This window comes from Aquitalea denitrificans (assembly GCF_009856625.1).
GTDB lineage: Bacteria > Pseudomonadota > Gammaproteobacteria > Burkholderiales > Chromobacteriaceae > Aquitalea > Aquitalea denitrificans.
Genome location: NZ_CP047241.1, coordinates 3,467,653 through 3,483,543, shown reverse-complemented (window position 1 = coordinate 3,483,543; position 15,891 = coordinate 3,467,653). Strand labels below are relative to the sequence as shown.

General features: G+C 50.3%; 14 protein-coding genes. 1 reads left to right on the top strand and 13 read right to left on the bottom strand.

Annotated features, from left to right (window positions below; genetic code table 11):
- Positions 1–132: 132 nt before the first annotated feature.
- The 8 genes from GSR16_RS15910 to GSR16_RS15875 all read right to left on the bottom strand — a co-directional run bounded on the left by GSR16_RS15910 (position 133) and on the right by GSR16_RS15875 (position 8,986).
- Positions 133–1,761 carry a UvrD-helicase domain-containing protein gene (locus GSR16_RS15910; RefSeq protein WP_159879092.1) on the bottom strand — a complete coding sequence of 543 codons (1,629 nt, stop codon included), beginning with the start codon at positions 1,759–1,761 and terminating at the stop codon, positions 133–135.
- A 2-nt stretch (positions 1,762–1,763) separates the two neighbouring features.
- Positions 1,764–3,482 (bottom strand): ATP-dependent nuclease, encoded by a 1,719-nt coding sequence (locus tag GSR16_RS15905; RefSeq protein WP_159879090.1) that lies wholly within the window; start codon positions 3,480–3,482, stop codon positions 1,764–1,766.
- Positions 3,483–3,625: 143 nt separating this feature from the next.
- The gene (locus GSR16_RS15900) at positions 3,626–4,369 is read right to left on the bottom strand and encodes a hypothetical protein (RefSeq protein WP_159879088.1); all 744 of its coding nucleotides are present in this window, start codon (positions 4,367–4,369) and stop codon (positions 3,626–3,628) included.
- Positions 4,370–4,398: 29 nt separating this feature from the next.
- Positions 4,399–5,082, bottom strand: coding sequence for a hypothetical protein (locus GSR16_RS15895; protein WP_159879086.1), 684 nt, complete (start codon positions 5,080–5,082; stop codon positions 4,399–4,401).
- A 2-nt stretch (positions 5,083–5,084) separates the two neighbouring features.
- Complete coding sequence (locus GSR16_RS15890; RefSeq protein ID WP_159879084.1) at positions 5,085–6,209, bottom strand: hypothetical protein; 1,125 nt, start codon at positions 6,207–6,209, stop codon at positions 5,085–5,087.
- Positions 6,209–7,201 carry a PD-(D/E)XK nuclease domain-containing protein gene (locus GSR16_RS15885; RefSeq protein ID WP_159879082.1) on the bottom strand — a complete coding sequence of 331 codons (993 nt, stop codon included), beginning with the start codon at positions 7,199–7,201 and terminating at the stop codon, positions 6,209–6,211. The genes GSR16_RS15890 and GSR16_RS15885 overlap by 1 nt, the downstream gene beginning before the upstream one ends.
- A 52-nt stretch (positions 7,202–7,253) precedes the next feature.
- Entirely contained in the window at positions 7,254–8,438 is a 1,185-nt protein-coding gene (locus GSR16_RS15880; RefSeq protein ID WP_159879080.1) for an HNH endonuclease, read from the bottom strand.
- Complete coding sequence (locus GSR16_RS15875) at positions 8,417–8,986, bottom strand: hypothetical protein (RefSeq protein ID WP_159879078.1); 570 nt, start codon at positions 8,984–8,986, stop codon at positions 8,417–8,419. The genes GSR16_RS15880 and GSR16_RS15875 overlap by 22 nt, the downstream gene beginning before the upstream one ends.
- Before the next feature lie 120 nt (positions 8,987–9,106).
- Here GSR16_RS15875 and GSR16_RS15870 point away from each other — a divergent pair, with 120 nt between their 5' ends.
- The gene (locus GSR16_RS15870; RefSeq protein WP_159879076.1) at positions 9,107–9,367 is read left to right on the top strand and encodes a helix-turn-helix domain-containing protein; all 261 of its coding nucleotides are present in this window, start codon (positions 9,107–9,109) and stop codon (positions 9,365–9,367) included.
- Here GSR16_RS15870 and GSR16_RS15865 read toward each other — a convergent pair.
- Genes GSR16_RS15865 through GSR16_RS15845 form a run of 5 tightly spaced genes read right to left on the bottom strand, consistent with a single transcriptional unit; the run spans position 9,364 to position 15,262 of the window.
- Complete coding sequence (locus tag GSR16_RS15865) at positions 9,364–9,663, bottom strand: hypothetical protein (RefSeq protein WP_159879074.1); 300 nt, start codon at positions 9,661–9,663, stop codon at positions 9,364–9,366. The two genes, GSR16_RS15870 and GSR16_RS15865, sit on opposite strands and share 4 nt — an antisense overlap.
- Positions 9,650–11,587 carry a TniQ family protein gene (locus tag GSR16_RS15860; RefSeq protein WP_159879072.1) on the bottom strand — a complete coding sequence of 646 codons (1,938 nt, stop codon included), beginning with the start codon at positions 11,585–11,587 and terminating at the stop codon, positions 9,650–9,652. The genes GSR16_RS15865 and GSR16_RS15860 overlap by 14 nt, the downstream gene beginning before the upstream one ends.
- A 39-nt stretch (positions 11,588–11,626) precedes the next feature.
- Positions 11,627–12,616 carry a TniB family NTP-binding protein gene (locus GSR16_RS15855; RefSeq protein WP_159879070.1) on the bottom strand — a complete coding sequence of 330 codons (990 nt, stop codon included), beginning with the start codon at positions 12,614–12,616 and terminating at the stop codon, positions 11,627–11,629.
- Positions 12,616–14,577: a Mu transposase C-terminal domain-containing protein gene (locus tag GSR16_RS15850; protein ID WP_159879068.1), complete on the bottom strand. Its 1,962-nt coding sequence runs from the start codon at positions 14,575–14,577 to the stop codon at positions 12,616–12,618. The genes GSR16_RS15855 and GSR16_RS15850 overlap by 1 nt, the downstream gene beginning before the upstream one ends.
- Positions 14,555–15,262 carry a TnsA endonuclease N-terminal domain-containing protein gene (locus GSR16_RS15845; RefSeq protein ID WP_159879066.1) on the bottom strand — a complete coding sequence of 236 codons (708 nt, stop codon included), beginning with the start codon at positions 15,260–15,262 and terminating at the stop codon, positions 14,555–14,557. The genes GSR16_RS15850 and GSR16_RS15845 overlap by 23 nt, the downstream gene beginning before the upstream one ends.
- Positions 15,263–15,891 lie beyond the last annotated feature (629 nt).

Sequence of the window (15,891 nt, the reverse complement as noted above, 5' to 3'; positions counted from 1 at the left end):
ACCGAGTCTGGAGCAGGCCACTCGATCAAAAGCGCAGTCTGGGCTGCTTATGGCTTGCGACTGCTTCGTAGCATGTCCGGTCGGAGAGCGCCGCCCTGTCTACTCGCGGTTTGCGTCCCCCCATCTCTGGCACTACCAGGAAATAGGCGTAGCGGCCGTCCCATTCCTGCCGATGAACTGCGAAGGCGAACCGTCCTTTTGTTCCCCTTTCCCGTTGATGCGAAAGGTCGACGTTATCAATACGCAAGCCTTCACCGCCCGGGTTATCCCCACATAGTGCAGGTTAAGGCATTGCTTTTCATTCTCGAAAATGACCTGGCCAAACGTTCCCGGGGGATAACGGCGCGTCGGGATGACGTGATCGTAAAGATCGGCATGAAAAACGAGGTCAAACTCCAACCCTTTGGCCTTGTGCAGCGTCATGATTTGAATGGCATCTTGGCTGGGACTGTGAAACCAACGTAGCTTGGCGGCATCCCTACATACATTCTTGAGCTCCATCGCACCGACCTCCGATGGTGCCTGGCCTAGCAGGAGTGTGGCCGCGTCGATCATGGACGCGAACAGTTCGTCATCCGTGCAAGTACGGCAGCGCAAAAGGGCCCGGCGAAGCGCGCGCAATTCAAGTGGGCTTAGCTTAAGTGCTCGGGCCTTCTCAACCAACGGTTCCGCTGTCAACTGCGTGTTGTAGCGCAACCTAAGCAGATCCGAGAAAAGACTAGATTCGACCAATGGCACTGTTTCGAAGGGGCTTTCCTCAAAAAGATGGTGAGTAAGCCCAAGGTGGTCTGCAATCAACCGTGCAGAATGCTGATGCCGACACAAAATGGCGACCTTATTTGCTGAGACCACTTGGTAATGCGCCATGAGATGAGGAATCGCAGTCTTCAGCCAGGTACCTACTGCGAGCTGGTTGCCATCGACTGTCTTTATGAACACCCGCATATCGTGCGTCGGCGCGACCGGGTGGTTCGGATCGAGTAGGCGCAGCGCAAAGTCGTTGATGGAAGGGTGACTGCGGAAATTGGTGGTGATGGCAAAGCATGTAAAGCCGCTGTTCGGCGCAGCAAGCTCCAGCAAGTAGCGGGGATCCTTGTGCGCGAAAGCATAAATGGACTGGTCACCGTCGCCAACCGCGACAGCGGTCAAACCCAGAGCCTTGAGCTTCAGAAAAAGCTCGTGCTGGAAGTACCCGCTGTCCTGGTACTCGTCGATAAACACGGCACGATACCGTGCCATGAGGTATTTTTGGCAGGCAAGGGATTGGTCGACCACATGGCGGGAGAGCATACCCAGAGCTTCTAGAGGGACAAAACCCTGGGCCAGCGCACCTTGCAAAAACGGCAGGAACTCGTCCGTGCTGGCAACGGTTGCGTCCTGAATTGGCGTTGCCGGCAGCAAGAGCCTCACAGGGGCTGGCAGCTCTCTTAGCTTGGCCGTCTTGGCTTCAGCCCCCACTGGCATCAACTGCCGCACGAATGGAAAAACTATCTCGCGAAGGCAAAATTCGTCGATCGTGTCGAAGAATGAATGCTTGACGTCGAAAGCGTCGGCTTTGCAGCGGTGAGCCAGCTCATCGCTCGCTTTGTTCGTGAAGGAAATGGCGATTATGCCCTGGTAAGGACGCAGCTCCGATACCAGGTTCCGGATTTTGCGTGATAGGACGCTGGTTTTTCCACTGCCGGGACGGGCGACGATCACCATGTCGCTCAGGCATTGAATAGCTTGGTCCTGCTGGGGATTGGGCGTGAAGTTGGCCATGGCTACGCTTTCGCCGCAGCGTTCATACAATAGAAAAGCGGCTTTAACAGATGTCCATTGAGCGGGGCAATGAGCCGCTTGCCGCAATGCTCAATGAACTCCTGCATGCGGATAGCCTTCTTACCTTGTAGATAATCGATAGCTTGAGGCAATGCATGACCGTTGAATCCTGTCAGCAGTGCCGGGAGCTCGGCGGCAATGTCGTTCTCGAGATCGATCTGTGAGAGAAAGATACCTCGGGGCGCGACGGCGTCACTTACGGTTTTCCATGTGCCATCAGCCAGCGAGGTGGCCTGTTCGTATGGCACCGGTTGGTGTGGCATGAGAGGCTGACCCGCCAGCGACAGGGCTCGGTTAATACCGGCCAACTGGCGCCATGCCACTTGCTTGCCTCGGGGACCTAACAGGATGTCGGAGATGTCGTTGTCGGTCCGCATCGACCATGGAATTTCCAACGCGTTCAACACGCGTTTGTACACCTCGAACGAGACGCCATCGACCGACAGCATAGATACGTTGTGCTGGTCTAGATCGATGTTGTGCGCGCGGGCGAGCGCAGCGTAGAACAACATTTCCGACGGCCCCTCGACCAGCATGACCGCTGAGGCGAAGAATGCTTCCGCAGGAAGGATGCTCATCCGATAGCCTAGCCCTGTCCATGCTGTGTCGATGCAATCGGAGCACCCCAAGCTTGCAGCGCGGGATGCTCCATTATCGCGCAGCAGGCGCACGATCGAGTTTGGCCGGTAGCTGGCAGCGATCTGCGGGGAATGCGAGGTGACGATGGTCTGACCGGGCAGAGCACTGATGAGGTAACTCGCGAGCTTGCGCTGCTGGTGGGGATGAAGGTGGGCCTCGGGCTCTTCGACGCAATAGATCACCACTTCGCTGTCCTGGTCGTGCTCACGCACGCTCCTGGCCTTCCATAAGGCCAGCAGGATCTGGTTATTGCGGCCGTCTCCCCCGAGCATCACGCGCGAGCCGTTGGTGCTTGCCCCCAGCTCCAGCTGTTCGATGAACTGCTGGACATCGATCGCACCAGTGTCTAGCGACACGGTGTACCCAGCGTGATGGTGTGAGAGTTCCTGCAGTTCGTTGTTGAGGTCGCTGGTTGCTCCGACGACGTAGTGCAGGTTCTTTACCCCTGTATTTACCGAGTCCAGCAGTAGACCAAGTGCCTGCAATTGCTTGGCGTCGGCATCCGCCTGGGGCTGGGTACGCGACTCCTGCGCAAGACGCAGCAAGTGCTTCTTCTCCGAGCGGATGTATCGCACCAGATCGCGTTGGGAATGAATGTATTTCAGATGCAGGTACTTCAGATAGAAGCGGCTAGGAATCACTTCCATCGCAGCCAGGTCATGACCAGCAGCAATCGTGTAGCTGTGGTCAGCGCGGGAGCCGCGGAACTCAAGGAAGAAGTGATCGGTGGAGCTGACGAGTCCCTTAAGCAGGGAACGCACCGCATCCTGAGTCACTTCGGAGAACGCGATCCGGATTAAGAAGTAATCGGCCTGCGTACCGTCCTGCGCACAATGGAAATCACGTGTTGACGGTTCGATATCCGCGTCCGACAGGCTCTTGTCCAGCAAGAGCCGTAACGCATGGATCATATTGGTCTTGCCGACGTCGTTGCTTCCGATTACTAAGCTGTTTTTTGCTAAGTTGATGTGGGCGTCAGCGAAGTTTCGGTATTGTTTCAGTTCGACGTAGTCAATTTTCATAAGCGGAAGGAGAGCAGTGCAGCATGCTGTTTGTTGTTGGAAGCCCCGTGCAGGGACAAATAGTTTTTACCAAGTAACACGTAGTTGCCGGAGAGTGCAGCTCACGAATCATAAGTAAAGTGAGGGTAATTTACATTAATTTACTATCGCTTGCGTTTTCGTTGTTCATTTTTTTTCTTGGTGCGAGCTTCTATTTTTAGCTTCTTCACATGAGCGTTCCATTGTTCTGATGCCAAAGCTGCTTGTTGATAGAGGCCATTTGTCTTTTTGAAACTGGCGAACAGTTCTAGCAGGACAGGCGACACCTCGACACGTTCCTTTTCCAAAAAAAAACGCATCCGATTAGATTCGGTAAAAATAAAAATTGCAGAGCAGAGAATGCTTATTTGATACCACAACGATTGCATTGGAGAGAATTTATTTAATACAACCTGCCCCAAGATGTAAAAAGACCCAATGTAAGAAAATAGAATTAAAGCCAACATGGCCAGAATAATTCTTTTTGGCAAAAAATGCCCAGCAACTTTAAGTTTTCCACATTCGATCAGCGCAAAAAAACCATAAACAAAAAATGAGACCCCTAATCCAGCTACATCAAAGTTTGTGAAATTATACTTAATTGGAAGCATTGAGAAAAATGCAACAAAACTCAACCCAACAATAAGGCAAACAAATAAGTCTTTTTTTATGGTTTCATAAAACTCTTGCATAAAAGATGAATTTTTCTTCATCACCGCAGCGTAAAAATCAAAGGCGATAAGGGTGACACTCCCCCACATCACTCCCCCTAATCCAATCCGGTATATCCACAAAAACATTCCTTCACTATGCATGCCCCACTCCCATAGCATAGAGATGGCAATTACTGTAATAAATATATATTTCATACCCTCACCGCGGCGTAATAAATTTATCACTAAATGTAGGAGTTTGCTAATGCGTGGCGGAGCGCAGGTATTATATCTTCCGTCACGTTATCAGAGTTTATCGTTGCCGAACCATTTGAGGATAAAATTACAGTGCCGCGATAAGGACTTGCAAGTCTGAGTTGAATTTTCTCTACTAAATGCTTCTTGTCTTGAACAAATTCTGCACATGCAGTGCGCACGTCCTGATGATCTCCTTTAATAGTAATTTTAGCGATAATCCTGGGCTCAAGTTCAAGAGCTCCTATTTGTACGGAGTCAATCATCGATATGATGCGTTCGCCCTCTTGGAGTAAGGTTGACCAAGAAAGAACGTTAGCCCTTGCGGGTGTTATTGCCACGCCGAAGTCTGCCACCTCAGATAAGCGATTCATTAGTGCTTGTACATTTCTGGGGGGGTCAATCAGCTCCAGGCCAGGCGAGGAAGATAGCATCTTAAACATGGTCTGCTGAAATTCTATACGATCGAATTTCAATTCTTCGCCATAAGGATCAACAACAACGTCGGTGTATTGAATTTTCTCAATATAGCGAGCTTCCAGAAAATCATCTCTGACTCGATCAATGAAGAATCCATGCCCGGAGTCATTGTCAAATGAGCGCGACTTAATTCTTTGAGCTAGTGTACGGATCGATGTTGGCCATTCAGCGTTAAACCATCGAAATCTCTTCATTTTTACTCCTTACTACTCTCATCAGAGGCGGCTTCATCGAGTAGTTCTGCCAGTACTTTTCTAGCAGTTTCCTCTATAAGAGCAAAAAGAACTGTTTTTTCTGAGTCAGTTACATGAACAATAGATTTTCGGTGTGTCCCTTTATGAGCCCGAAATGCGCCTTGTACTTGATACCTAAAGCCAGTTCCTGATTTTCGATCTTCAAATCCAGCATCAAATTGATAAATATCATTGGGATTGTGTTCAAACTCAGAGCGCCAGGTAATTGCCGTTATGAAAAACCCCCTTGCGGTTAGTTCTTTATATTCTTGTGACTGCACAAGGTTTTGTCCTGACAAGGCCATGCTGTGTACCACTGCAGCAAACATTTCTTTTGACGCATCATCTTCCAAATCATTCTCTAAATCGAGACCTTCCTCTTCACCATCACCTCCAACTTGAAGCGAAGATACTTTCAAGTTCATTACATTTTTTAATTTATATTTTGGCAGGGATGAAATGAGACGGGTAAAGAATTTCGATCGGAGTGCTGGAGTGGTAAGCCCAGTGAGCTCAATCATTTCTTCAATGATTTTTTCTTTTCGCTTTTGCTCCACAGTTTCTTTAATGGCAGCAACAATTCTTTTTGCCTTATCGGTCGCGGGAAGTCTGACTACGGTTTGCCCGTTCTCAACAAGAAATTCAATGTTAGCTTCATGGCGCTCTCGCTGAAGTAGTCTAGTCCGGGTGTGATTGAACTCTTCGTAGGCAACACTAACTGAATAGCCCGTCCCACTTTTGGGGCGGTGGGTAACACTCTCATTAAAGCCAACGGCTTCGGCATAAGCTGTTGCAGCCTCTTTCATCTCTTGCACGGATAACTGCGATCCTAGCCGCACGAAGGTTGTTTTTTCTCTTCGATGGGGAGGTTCTCGCTTTTGAACGATACCATCAATGTCATGATAATCATGCGGCAAGAGAGAAAGATAATCTGCTAAGTCTTCACGGCTATCCTCCGGTGAGCAAAAAATTCCTCTATCCCTTGCTAATTCGCGGAGTACTGCGGTAGTCAACCTCTGCTTTCCAGAAATCAGCAAATCATAAATATCATTATCGTTTGCACTTAAATGGTCAAGAAAGTCAGACATTACCATGTTCCTAAATCAATTGCAGAGTAGGTGCTTTTTACTTTATTCATCGGAGAATAAGTTATTGAGTTTACATACCCTGCCAAATCTGTTTTCATTGCATTACCATCTAGGCCTTCAATGTACTGCTGCTGAGCTCGTTGAAATGTTGGCGAAGATATTGGCGAGGCCCCCAGTGTTTTTATCGTAATAGATGTATTGTCATCCAATAGCTCATATTTCCTCAATGTATCTATTAAATACATAAACTCATCTGCAGTCTCGCCTTTTCTCGAGTAAAAAACAACCACCCCTCTTTTAGCACTACCTTTTGGATCTCGATGCTCCAAAATTATAATGGGGGAAGTAAGCATTTCAAGAGTAGCGGCCTTGGCCGTTCTTGCTTGGAGATTGGCGCGTCGAATTAACTGAGGGTGATAATATGAGCAATATTCATGCCCCGGTAACTCTGCTGGGCGTTTTCCTCGCATTCGCTGTATTTCATCACGAATATTGTCAAGCCAGAAAATTTCCTTGGGGCCTAACACAAAAATTTTTGCACCTCTTGGAAGGTGCAGGCTTTCCGAATTTATATTAATTAGATTTTTTTGAAAATCGGCCTCATATTCGCCATCGTGGTTGTATACAAATAGCAACCCACAAATTGAAGCGGTTACATGGTCATGGCCGTGCAATTCTCTCCAATGATCACTTTTTTCTGCGCAAGCAATTTGTTTTGCAAGACTCTCAATCGCCGACTTCACCGAGGCTGGGCGAATGGTTCCCTTTGCGTAGCTTTTTAAATCACAGTGAACATAGGTTCTGACCGGCGAGTACGGCTCGTCATAGTAGTAAACCACATCACAAGGGTGAGTTTTAGCATCATGGCGATCTTGATCCTCGCATGGCCAGTCATGATTCGTTGGCCCCGATCTTTCCCAAAAAAATTCTGTAAACAGTTCCGTGGCAGCAATTTCTGCAAGCTTTGCTGTATTTTCATTTTCAGCCGACATTTATATTCCTAAGTTGCAATTTAGCAAGACTCTCAATCTAGTTACATGCTCTTCAGAACGAAAATCCACTCTGACTATTTTTAATAATTACTTCAAGCACCTGATAAATATCCCTTCGTCTATAAGTATTCATGGAGGTCTCAAGTGAATGGCCATCTATACGTGCAACCACAGGCTGTCCTTGCTCAACGGCTTTCTCTTTTAATAATTGGCCGGTCAGTCCAGAGAGGTTGTCGCGAGATTTTGGGTAAAGAGGCATTGATGTTGAGTCAAGACCTTTCTCAAGAATAGCTTGTCGTACTGTTATAAATTCACCATCATCCCTCATCGAAGGCATGGCTTCTTTTATTTCTGAAATAACTACATCATGCTCTCTTAGATGATTGTCATGATCTTGTAGCCGTGGAGCGATAGCATGATTGATTGCATCAACCAGAACCTCTTGAGATACAGGTTCAGCAGGATTGGCAGAATTAAGAACTAAATTGCTCAGAGCACGCTCTTGCAGGTCATATCCCCATGCAACAAGATGTTCATAATTCTGATGAAACTGGTCAATCTCCCTCTGCTCTGGTTTAGGTCGGCTCTTATATCCGTGCTGATACCAATTTCGATCAAATGCACGCAATAATTCAGCGACAGCATGCCATCTATAAACTGGCGTATCTTGATAAACTGCCTCCAATGCTCCGCCAGAGAAATTTTTTCTAAGCATTGCAGTTCTGGATAGGCCACTATGAAACCACGTTGAGAGTGACTTTGGAATCTGCAATGCCCTTTCCCAAGATCGGACTGAAGCATAAATTCGAGAGCCGCTGACAATATAATTTAGCTTGCTATTATTTGGAGTTAGTTCTGAGAAAATCGTGGCAGAGGTAATAACTTGCATTTGTTGGATACCATGCGATATCTCATGGCAACGCTTACAAACGGGTATAAGACTATTGGGATGCTCAGTACCCAGTTGCTTCGGGTATTGAACGTGGTGGACGTTCTCAGCAGGCTCTCCACAAAACTGACAAAACCCATCGGTCCGATCGAGGGCATGTGCTCGCTTCTCTTGCCATGCACCAGATTTGAGATATTTTCTGTACTCGTCAGTTTTGCTCATAGCTGTTGCCGCCATCAGTTGAAAATGCACTTCCTGTATGGTTTTATGATTGCATAAGCTCAAGACTGTTGAAAGTACATTGGTATTGATCGGCGAAACAATACTTATGCTTGTTGTAAACTCCATCTGGCAATTTTTGCCGCATGTAGGTCGAACGGAACAGCGTAATTGTTGTGCAACGATCTGTTGATAAGCATCAGCACGATTGCACCAATTCCTAGTGTTGCCACGACGAACAGATTGGCCAAACCTTGGGCGACGGCGCTGTGGGCACCCGACAGCGTTCTCAGCACACTAAGCTGGTTTAACGAGACCCACTTTTCAGTAGTATGGTTGACTAGGGCAATGTAGTAGACCGTGTCCTTCTTAAGATGCTGGCTGTGGACACCGATCAATGTGAGTGTGTGGCCAGCCCGTACAGCAAACGCGCTATTGCCTGGTAGGGCGATCACCTTTTCCTTTCCATTTTCCAATCTGATCCAGCACTCCCGCTTTAGAACGCTATGGCTCCGGATGCTTGAAACTTGTCCATAGCCGTTGCGGGTCGAGCTGACGTGGGTTTCGGACCAGGCTTTATCTTCCAGCGCCGTTCCCTGGTACACGATGAACTGGAGAGTCTTGCCCTTCAGGCAGAGCGTTGAAAGGTGTTCCGGCAGTTTTTCTTGGATGCTCATGGCTAGTCCTGGTCTCAGTGCAGTCGGTGAATAAATCGAAGCATGACAATTTTGCCCAATATATTGTGAAGACTCTAGCACGCCTAGACATGACGCTTGGCTTTCTTACAGGAGAGCTAAGTGGAACCGGAAGTCGCGTTCGGGAGAGCGTTGAGAAAACTACGCAAAAACAGGGAGATGTCGCAAGAAGTGCTGGCCTTTGAGGCTGGCGTTGAGCGAAATTACGTTTCGCTTTTGGAACTTGGCAGGAACAGTGCCAGCGTTAATGTGATCTTTAAGCTGGCTAAGGCACTTGAGATACGCCCAAGCCAACTGATCGAAGCTGCCGAGCAGGAAATGGCATCTCAGCCCGGCAGCCTGGAGAATGGTCAGAGTGTTTAAACCGACGAGGCTCCTCTCTCTGCCATGCGAGCTACCTCGGTGGTAGCTGCATCTACAAGATTCTCGATGGCATCGTCCAGAGCTGTAGGAGCCACGTAGTCAACTGCAAGACCCCCTCTTTTCTCCTTGATATCCCGCCAGTAAAAGCCAAGCCTTTCCATCTGTGGGGTGATCTTGTCGATGGCTTGGCACAGATTCTCTACGACAGGTAGCCACTCCTGTGGAACACAGTTATCGATGCCCCGGCCATCGCGGAACTGCCAAGCGTAACGGCTCTCGATTTCACTTTTTTCCATCCCCTACTCCCTGTGTCGTGTGTTCTGTCGCCGAATGTCGGCTTGTCATGAAGCTTTGAATGTCTTCCCGTAAAAAGAGGTAGGTGGTGCCGCCATCCACTGTCGGCCCTGTGACCGGGACAATCCCGCGATTAATCAATGCTCGTGAAGCTGACTTTCTTCCGTATCCCGTCATTTCCTCAAGCGATTTTCCCCAGGCATAGCGTGCTTTGAGCTGATCAAGGGCAGTCTTGGGAAGCGACAGGTGGCTTGCCTCGTTGGGGTATGTAAAGCCAGACAATAGCCGACGATCTCGTAACCAATACAGTACATGCTCTTTGAGTCCAAGATAGTGAGCTGCCGGTCTCATTGTGAAGAATTCTTTGACCCGTAAGCGCTCAGTAAACCAATCCTCAAACTGCCGCCTGTCGAGTAATAGTCCCCTTATGCCATGATGGCTCGGGTCGCGGGCGATACATTTGAGCTCGCCCGCTTGGATAGCCTGCAGGATGGTGACAAAATCCGCTCCATCCCGGCTTCTTGCTCGGCAGATTTTCTCTAGGGACATCACACTATCGCACTCTGGCGTGGGGTGGATTTCAAGCGTCAGACCGCCAAGCAGCATGTCGAGTTGAGACTTTTCGAATACCCAGTGATTGCGCCGCAAGTTGTGTCCATTTGGCCGGTGAGCAGCCTTGAGGAGCTCTGCCTGGACGAGAAGCCGGACACGCGGAATGGTGGTCGCTAGGTATTCTGCAGTTTCTGCAAGTGTGAACAGCTTGCCTGCACAATTTTGCTGGAACTGTCTTACCGATGCCCGATCGACGACAAAGAAGCGCAGACACCCCTTTGACTGCTGATACCAGCCGCGTATGTGTCCCTCGTTAATGAGCGTTGCCAGCTTCCTACGCGAGATGCCAAGCATTGCCATGGCTTCTTTGGCAAGAATGGTGGAATGCTCGGTCGAAGTGTCGTCGGCAAACCGATGGCGAGCCGCGATGACACCTTTCCAATGAGCCGAAACAAAGCGTTCAAATTCGTGCCGCACAAAGTGTAGTTCGGGGTGATTTAGCGCTCGATTTAAGGCTAGGAGATGTGGGCCTGCGAACAGGTGTAGGTGTAGCGCGTGTGCCTGTGATTGATCTGAGGCCTGTTGCATAAACGAGTGAAACGCATCAGGCCACTGCACCAGCATTTCGGCTGCGCTTTCGAGTATCGGTAACGCGACATCCATTCGATGATGGCCATGTACCTTAAGCGATTTTTTGAGCGCGCCAAAGTGGCCATAGCAACCTAGTGCCCAGATGAGGTCGAGCTGTCGCGGCAATTGTACGGCTGCTAGTAAGCGAGTTAGTCCATGGTTGATCGGAAGCAGCTTATTGGGAGGCACACTGATCTCGGTAGCTTCGGACAGCTTGTCGCATATCCGCTGGCTAATCTGCAGCAAATTCTCTGAAGCTGGGATATGTGCTGCCGCCGTAAGGTCTTGCCCGCAGCGACAGTGCGTCAGACCGCCGCTATACCAACCGACAAGTTGACCGCAAGCTGGGCACAATTCTTGTAGTAGTCGTCGGTGATGTGGGCAGGCCACTTGCAGGGTGATCAGCCACTCTGCTTTCCAGTAGCTTTGTTCTCGAAGGCAGTCTGGGCACCAACGTCGGTGATCCAGACTCCAGTAGGTAGTTTTGATGCCAAGCTTCTTGAACGACTGAATTGGCAGGTCGGAGCAGGACGGTCCCCAGAGGTTCCGGAGAACATCAGGGCCATGCCCAGTAGTGAGTCCTACGAAGTCATCAAAATTTGTTGGTGGCAGGCCCATGTGTCGGCGGTAGTTCTGCTGCCAGGTTAGCGAGTGGAAATCGTTGGCCGCACCAAGGCGCAGCAGATAGCCGATTTCACTCTCAAGGGGAAGCGGCGAAGGGTGAATAGGAAGAAGCGGTGTCATGGTAAATACCCCCGCCTGTAACGGCGGGGGCTCTAGTAGTTAAGTTGAGGAGGCGGCCATGGCAGAGAAGGCTGTCGGGGCAAAGAGCTCGTTCGTCTTGTTCAACTGGCGTCGAACAAATTTCTTATGGAACGGGTTTAATGCACCCACACCCTCGGCCCACAGGTTCTGGCTAAACGACTGCTCGAGCATCCAGGGTTCAATCCTTCTTTGTCCATGCTCCAGCCGGATCTCCATCGCACCGATCAGCAGCTTGCTGAGGTAGCCGATCAGACCGTTGGTGGCGTAGAACAACCGGTACAGCATGTCGCCCTCGTGTAGGCCGATAGGTTGTCCATCATGGACCTCACTATCGAACCAACTGATGACCCCGGCAAAATCAGCGGCGGTGTCTTCATCCTCAACAGAGAACGGCGTGAGATTGCATACCCCATCCAATCGCCTTCGCAACTGCTCGTTCGTGCTCAACAACGCCTGCGCGTACGGTAGCCCAGCGAGTACGACTGGAATCTCGATCTGGTTGAGCAGCGTCTTGAGCCATTCGGTCTCGTTATTCGAACCGAAACTGCGTTTAGAAGAACCGAGTAAGTGCTGCACCTCATCTAGCATTAGTAGTTCGACCTTGAGCTTCTGCAGCGAAGAAATTACCCGATCCGTCTTTTCGTTGACGGTGCCGCGGTAGGCCATCGGGATGCCCATGGTTTTTAGGATGTCCTCGGCCACGCTACGCACGGTGGGTGAGGATTTGATCTCGACACGTAGTACAGGAATTCGCCGGAACTCAGTCTCCTCAATCACTGGGAAGTAGCGGACGTACTCTTCCAGCACCGAGCTTTTACCGGCCCCGGAGGGACCAAGGATCATCAGATGGCGAGGACGATTGCCGGCTAGTGCCATTTTGTGAGTCCTGATGATTCGACGATACGCTTCATCAAAAGCAGGAAAGAGCAGGCGCTGCTTTTCGATGGCTTTGATCGCGTCATATACATCGGAAGTGCCAGCGGTCATGTCTGCTGCAAGGGTGGTCATTACTGGCCTCCTTTTCCAAGCGGATGAGTGCTCGTCTTGAATTGCCGTGGGACCACGGGTGACAGGGCCTGCTGAAGGGCTTTTGGAGATGCTGTCTCTGCATCTTGATTTGCTGTAGATGCCAGCAGAGAGTTAATGCCTGATAACCTAGCCGACTGTTTTCGTTTTTTGAGCTTCTTGCTGGCAAGCTGCTCGCCGATTACCTGACGAATCCGTTCTTTGGCTTGGACGCGTTTCAGTGGATCGGTTTCGGATAGGCCAGCTTCACGCAACTCCTGACAAATGAGCTGATGGACTTCTAGGCGAAGGCCCGAGGCATAGTCGAGTTCGACCGCCGGTACTTTGATGGCCTCCCCGGTGCCAGGATGGACGACGTAAATGTGACCAAGGTCAGCTCGGTTGTAGCGGACCCGTACGGTTACCTTTTCCCCGTACTGGTAGCGGATCGGGTAAACGTCTCGGCTGTTGTAGCGGAGGTTAAACAGTTCGATACCATAGTGCCAAAGCACTCGGTCTTCGTCCTCGGTGAGGGCAACATCCAACACCGGCAGGTCTGGTAGAGACGGCGGATTGTCGTGGAGACCTTCCTTCCAAACGGCCAAGGGTGGCCGCTTAAGGGTACGGTGGTAGTGGACTGAATACACATCGACAATCCAGATGTGCAGTGCGTGCATCAATTCGTCGAAGGTCGCTACAGCGGTTTTCAGTGGGTCGTAGCCATGCCGATCCATCCAGTTCGCTAGGCTAGTTCCCTTCTGGGCGTGTAGGAAGTTGCGGGAGATCGAGCCGAAGGCTCGTTCCACCATGCCTTTGAAGTAGGGTTTCCTGGTCGGGCAGAACTGCAGGATGATGCCCAGATCGAAGCAGGCTTGCTCCAGTGCACGGCTGTGGAATTCCAGGCCATTGTCGCAGACCAGTGTTTGCATGAGCCCATAGCATGGCCACTCGCCTTCAACGCGTGGATAGCGCTCACGGATGTAGGTTTTGGGTAGGATTGTGTTCCGCAGGCAACCAAACACTGCTTCGGTGCTTGGCCCACCAAAGGACACGTAGATACCCAAGATCATGCGGCTCTTTCGATCGATGATCACTGTGAGCCAAGGACGACCAAGTGGCATCCAGGTGCGCCCGTCGACAACAAAAAGATCCACCGGGGTGTGGTCGATCTCAGCCGCCTCCAGGATGAACTTGGCTTTGGGAGTCGCCTTGCTGGTGCGGAAGCGGATAGAAGCTTCACGCTTACCAAATCTAGCGACTGCTCGTTCGTAGGCTGGGTAAGCTTGAACCGCGCGGCGCACGGTAGCGTAGCTCGGCAGCTGCAAAGCCTTATCGGTAGCACGGGGCAGATTTAGCGCGTGAAGCTTGGCCTGTAAGGCATCATGAATGTCAGCGATGCTGCATCCTGGAGGCTCCAAGTAGCGCTCCTCGATCAGCTCGATAAGAGCATCCTGGACTTCGGCCGGAAAGCGGCAGCCGAACCATCCTCGAGCATGTGCCTTTTCCAGTAAGGCAAGGGGATGATTGCTGTGTTGCTTGATTTTCTGCAACCAGGAGGAGACTGTTGAAACTCCTGGGGCTTTGGCATCACCGAGTTTTTGGGCAATGTCCACGAGGAGTGGCCTCAGCTTTGCCGGGCTTGAGACAATTTTGTCTCCTGATGCCAAGAGATGGTTCACATACGCCTGGCGGCGCATGGCTGCATCAATCAGTTTCTTGGGAAAACTGTTTAACGTGGATAGCGTCGAGTGATGAGTCTCGTTCGGAAGGTCCAAGCTTGGTTTGGGAGCAATACGTCCGACTACCCAAAGTTCAAGTAACTGCTCTTTTGTATACTGATAGACCTCAAGGGAAACGACATCTTCCAGTCTGACGAGTGAGCCGTTGACCACTAGGGTAACGCTGACTTCGCGCCCATCCAGGAGAAAGATGCTGCCTTTGTTAAAGCGAATTGACGAAGACATAGTCGGCCTCCTGTGCTGTCAGAGTGATCAACGTGTCCGGAGAGATGAGCTGGTCGAGGTCACAGCTCACGAGCCCATGCGCAAGAAGCCGGAAAATGGGCTCCGAGGACCCGACGGTTGCCGTTAGCCGACTCAAGGAAATTGGCTGGCAGCCAAACAGAGCATTCAGCTGTCGTAGCAACTGCAGAAGCTCCATGGATAATCGCTCGTGTTGAGGGCGATACAGCTGCTTAAGGTTATCCAGCCGATGCGGGGCACGAATGGTCTTGCTCGTGACCACGATGAATTGGTGCCCCTGCCGGTGCATCGCCTCCTTGATATACAGAAATTTTTCTCGAACGGCCGGCTTGGCAAGGGTATCGGCGGGCTTCACTTCGACGACCAAAATAGAGCCATCTGCCATGGTGAGGGCAAAGTCAGGGGTATAGCGCCGAAGCTTGTTGTCCATGGCATACTGAAACTTAAACGGCTGCTCCTGAATGTTTACGACCTGTGGTGCAAAGTCACACAGGTGTAGAAAGTCCCGTTCGAGCAATTCCTCATACAAGACCATCCGCCGCGCTTTGACTGATGGGAAGTCGCCCCGGACGAAGGTACCGGTGGGTTCGACAACTTGACGGACAGGAACGTGCGTCTTCACCTGCCGTCCTGACCATGGGCCAGTGGCATAGATAAGTTGGGTCATGATATTCCCCGTTTCGTTGGCGAGAGGCCGTAAGGAAGCCTCTCGGCACAACGAGTTGGCTAAAAAATGACAAACGGGGGCTTGACCTTAGGAAGGGAGAGGTACGATACTCAGGGTGCTAACTCCTGTGGAGTATCGAGAGCCTCTCGGTGTCCTGCAGTCAAGTGGGGCGAGTGCGTAAGCGCTCGCCCTTTCTTGTTTGTCGTGTTGCTAAATCCTGCGTTGTCTCTTCCGTCTCGATAACTATCCTCCTCTTCACTGTGCGGTCCACGCACGTCGACACTATGCGGCCGAGCATCTGCCGGGCCACCTTTCAGTTTAGGAAATTTTCCTTAGAAAGCTAGTCTTTCATAAATCAATACGGCTTCCAAGGAAATTTGGAGTTTTTATGTGGATCGGCCTTATATGCCGACATCTATTTTCTAAAAATTCTTTTATTTTACAGGGTTAGTTGGATGGTTTGTGTAGCGGTACTGCAACAACTATCCCATTAATTAACTGACGTGATACCCGGTAAATTGGATGACTTTTGATGGTGGTTTGTTTTAAAAAACGTATTATTTGTTATTATTTTTAGGATGGCCCACGATTATAAAAAATGGTAGAAAACAAAACAGCCCAGCATTGTT

Bases quoted from the DNA above. Each gene is read 5' to 3' on its own strand.
- GSR16_RS15845 (WP_159879066.1), bottom strand. From the start codon at position 15,262: ATGACCCAACTTATCTATGCCACTGGCCCATGGTCAGGACGGCAGGTG.
- GSR16_RS15880 (WP_159879080.1), bottom strand. From the start codon at position 8,438: ATGGAGTTTACAACAAGCATAAGTATTGTTTCGCCGATCAATACCAAT.
- GSR16_RS15855 (WP_159879070.1), bottom strand. From the start codon at position 12,616: ATGACCACCCTTGCAGCAGACATGACCGCTGGCACTTCCGATGTATAT.
- GSR16_RS15885 (WP_159879082.1), bottom strand. From the start codon at position 7,201: ATGTCGGCTGAAAATGAAAATACAGCAAAGCTTGCAGAAATTGCTGCC.
- GSR16_RS15900 (WP_159879088.1), bottom strand. From the start codon at position 4,369: ATGAAATATATATTTATTACAGTAATTGCCATCTCTATGCTATGGGAG.
- GSR16_RS15865 (WP_159879074.1), bottom strand. From the start codon at position 9,663: ATGGAAAAAAGTGAAATCGAGAGCCGTTACGCTTGGCAGTTCCGCGAT.
- GSR16_RS15850 (WP_159879068.1), bottom strand. From the start codon at position 14,577: ATGTCTTCGTCAATTCGCTTTAACAAAGGCAGCATCTTTCTCCTGGAT.
- GSR16_RS15910 (WP_159879092.1), bottom strand. From the start codon at position 1,761: ATGGCCAACTTCACGCCCAATCCCCAGCAGGACCAAGCTATTCAATGC.
- GSR16_RS15860 (WP_159879072.1), bottom strand. From the start codon at position 11,587: ATGACACCGCTTCTTCCTATTCACCCTTCGCCGCTTCCCCTTGAGAGT.
- GSR16_RS15895 (WP_159879086.1), bottom strand. From the start codon at position 5,082: ATGAAGAGATTTCGATGGTTTAACGCTGAATGGCCAACATCGATCCGT.
- GSR16_RS15890 (WP_159879084.1), bottom strand. From the start codon at position 6,209: ATGTCTGACTTTCTTGACCATTTAAGTGCAAACGATAATGATATTTAT.
- GSR16_RS15875 (WP_159879078.1), bottom strand. From the start codon at position 8,986: ATGAGCATCCAAGAAAAACTGCCGGAACACCTTTCAACGCTCTGCCTG.
- GSR16_RS15905 (WP_159879090.1), bottom strand. From the start codon at position 3,482: ATGAAAATTGACTACGTCGAACTGAAACAATACCGAAACTTCGCTGAC.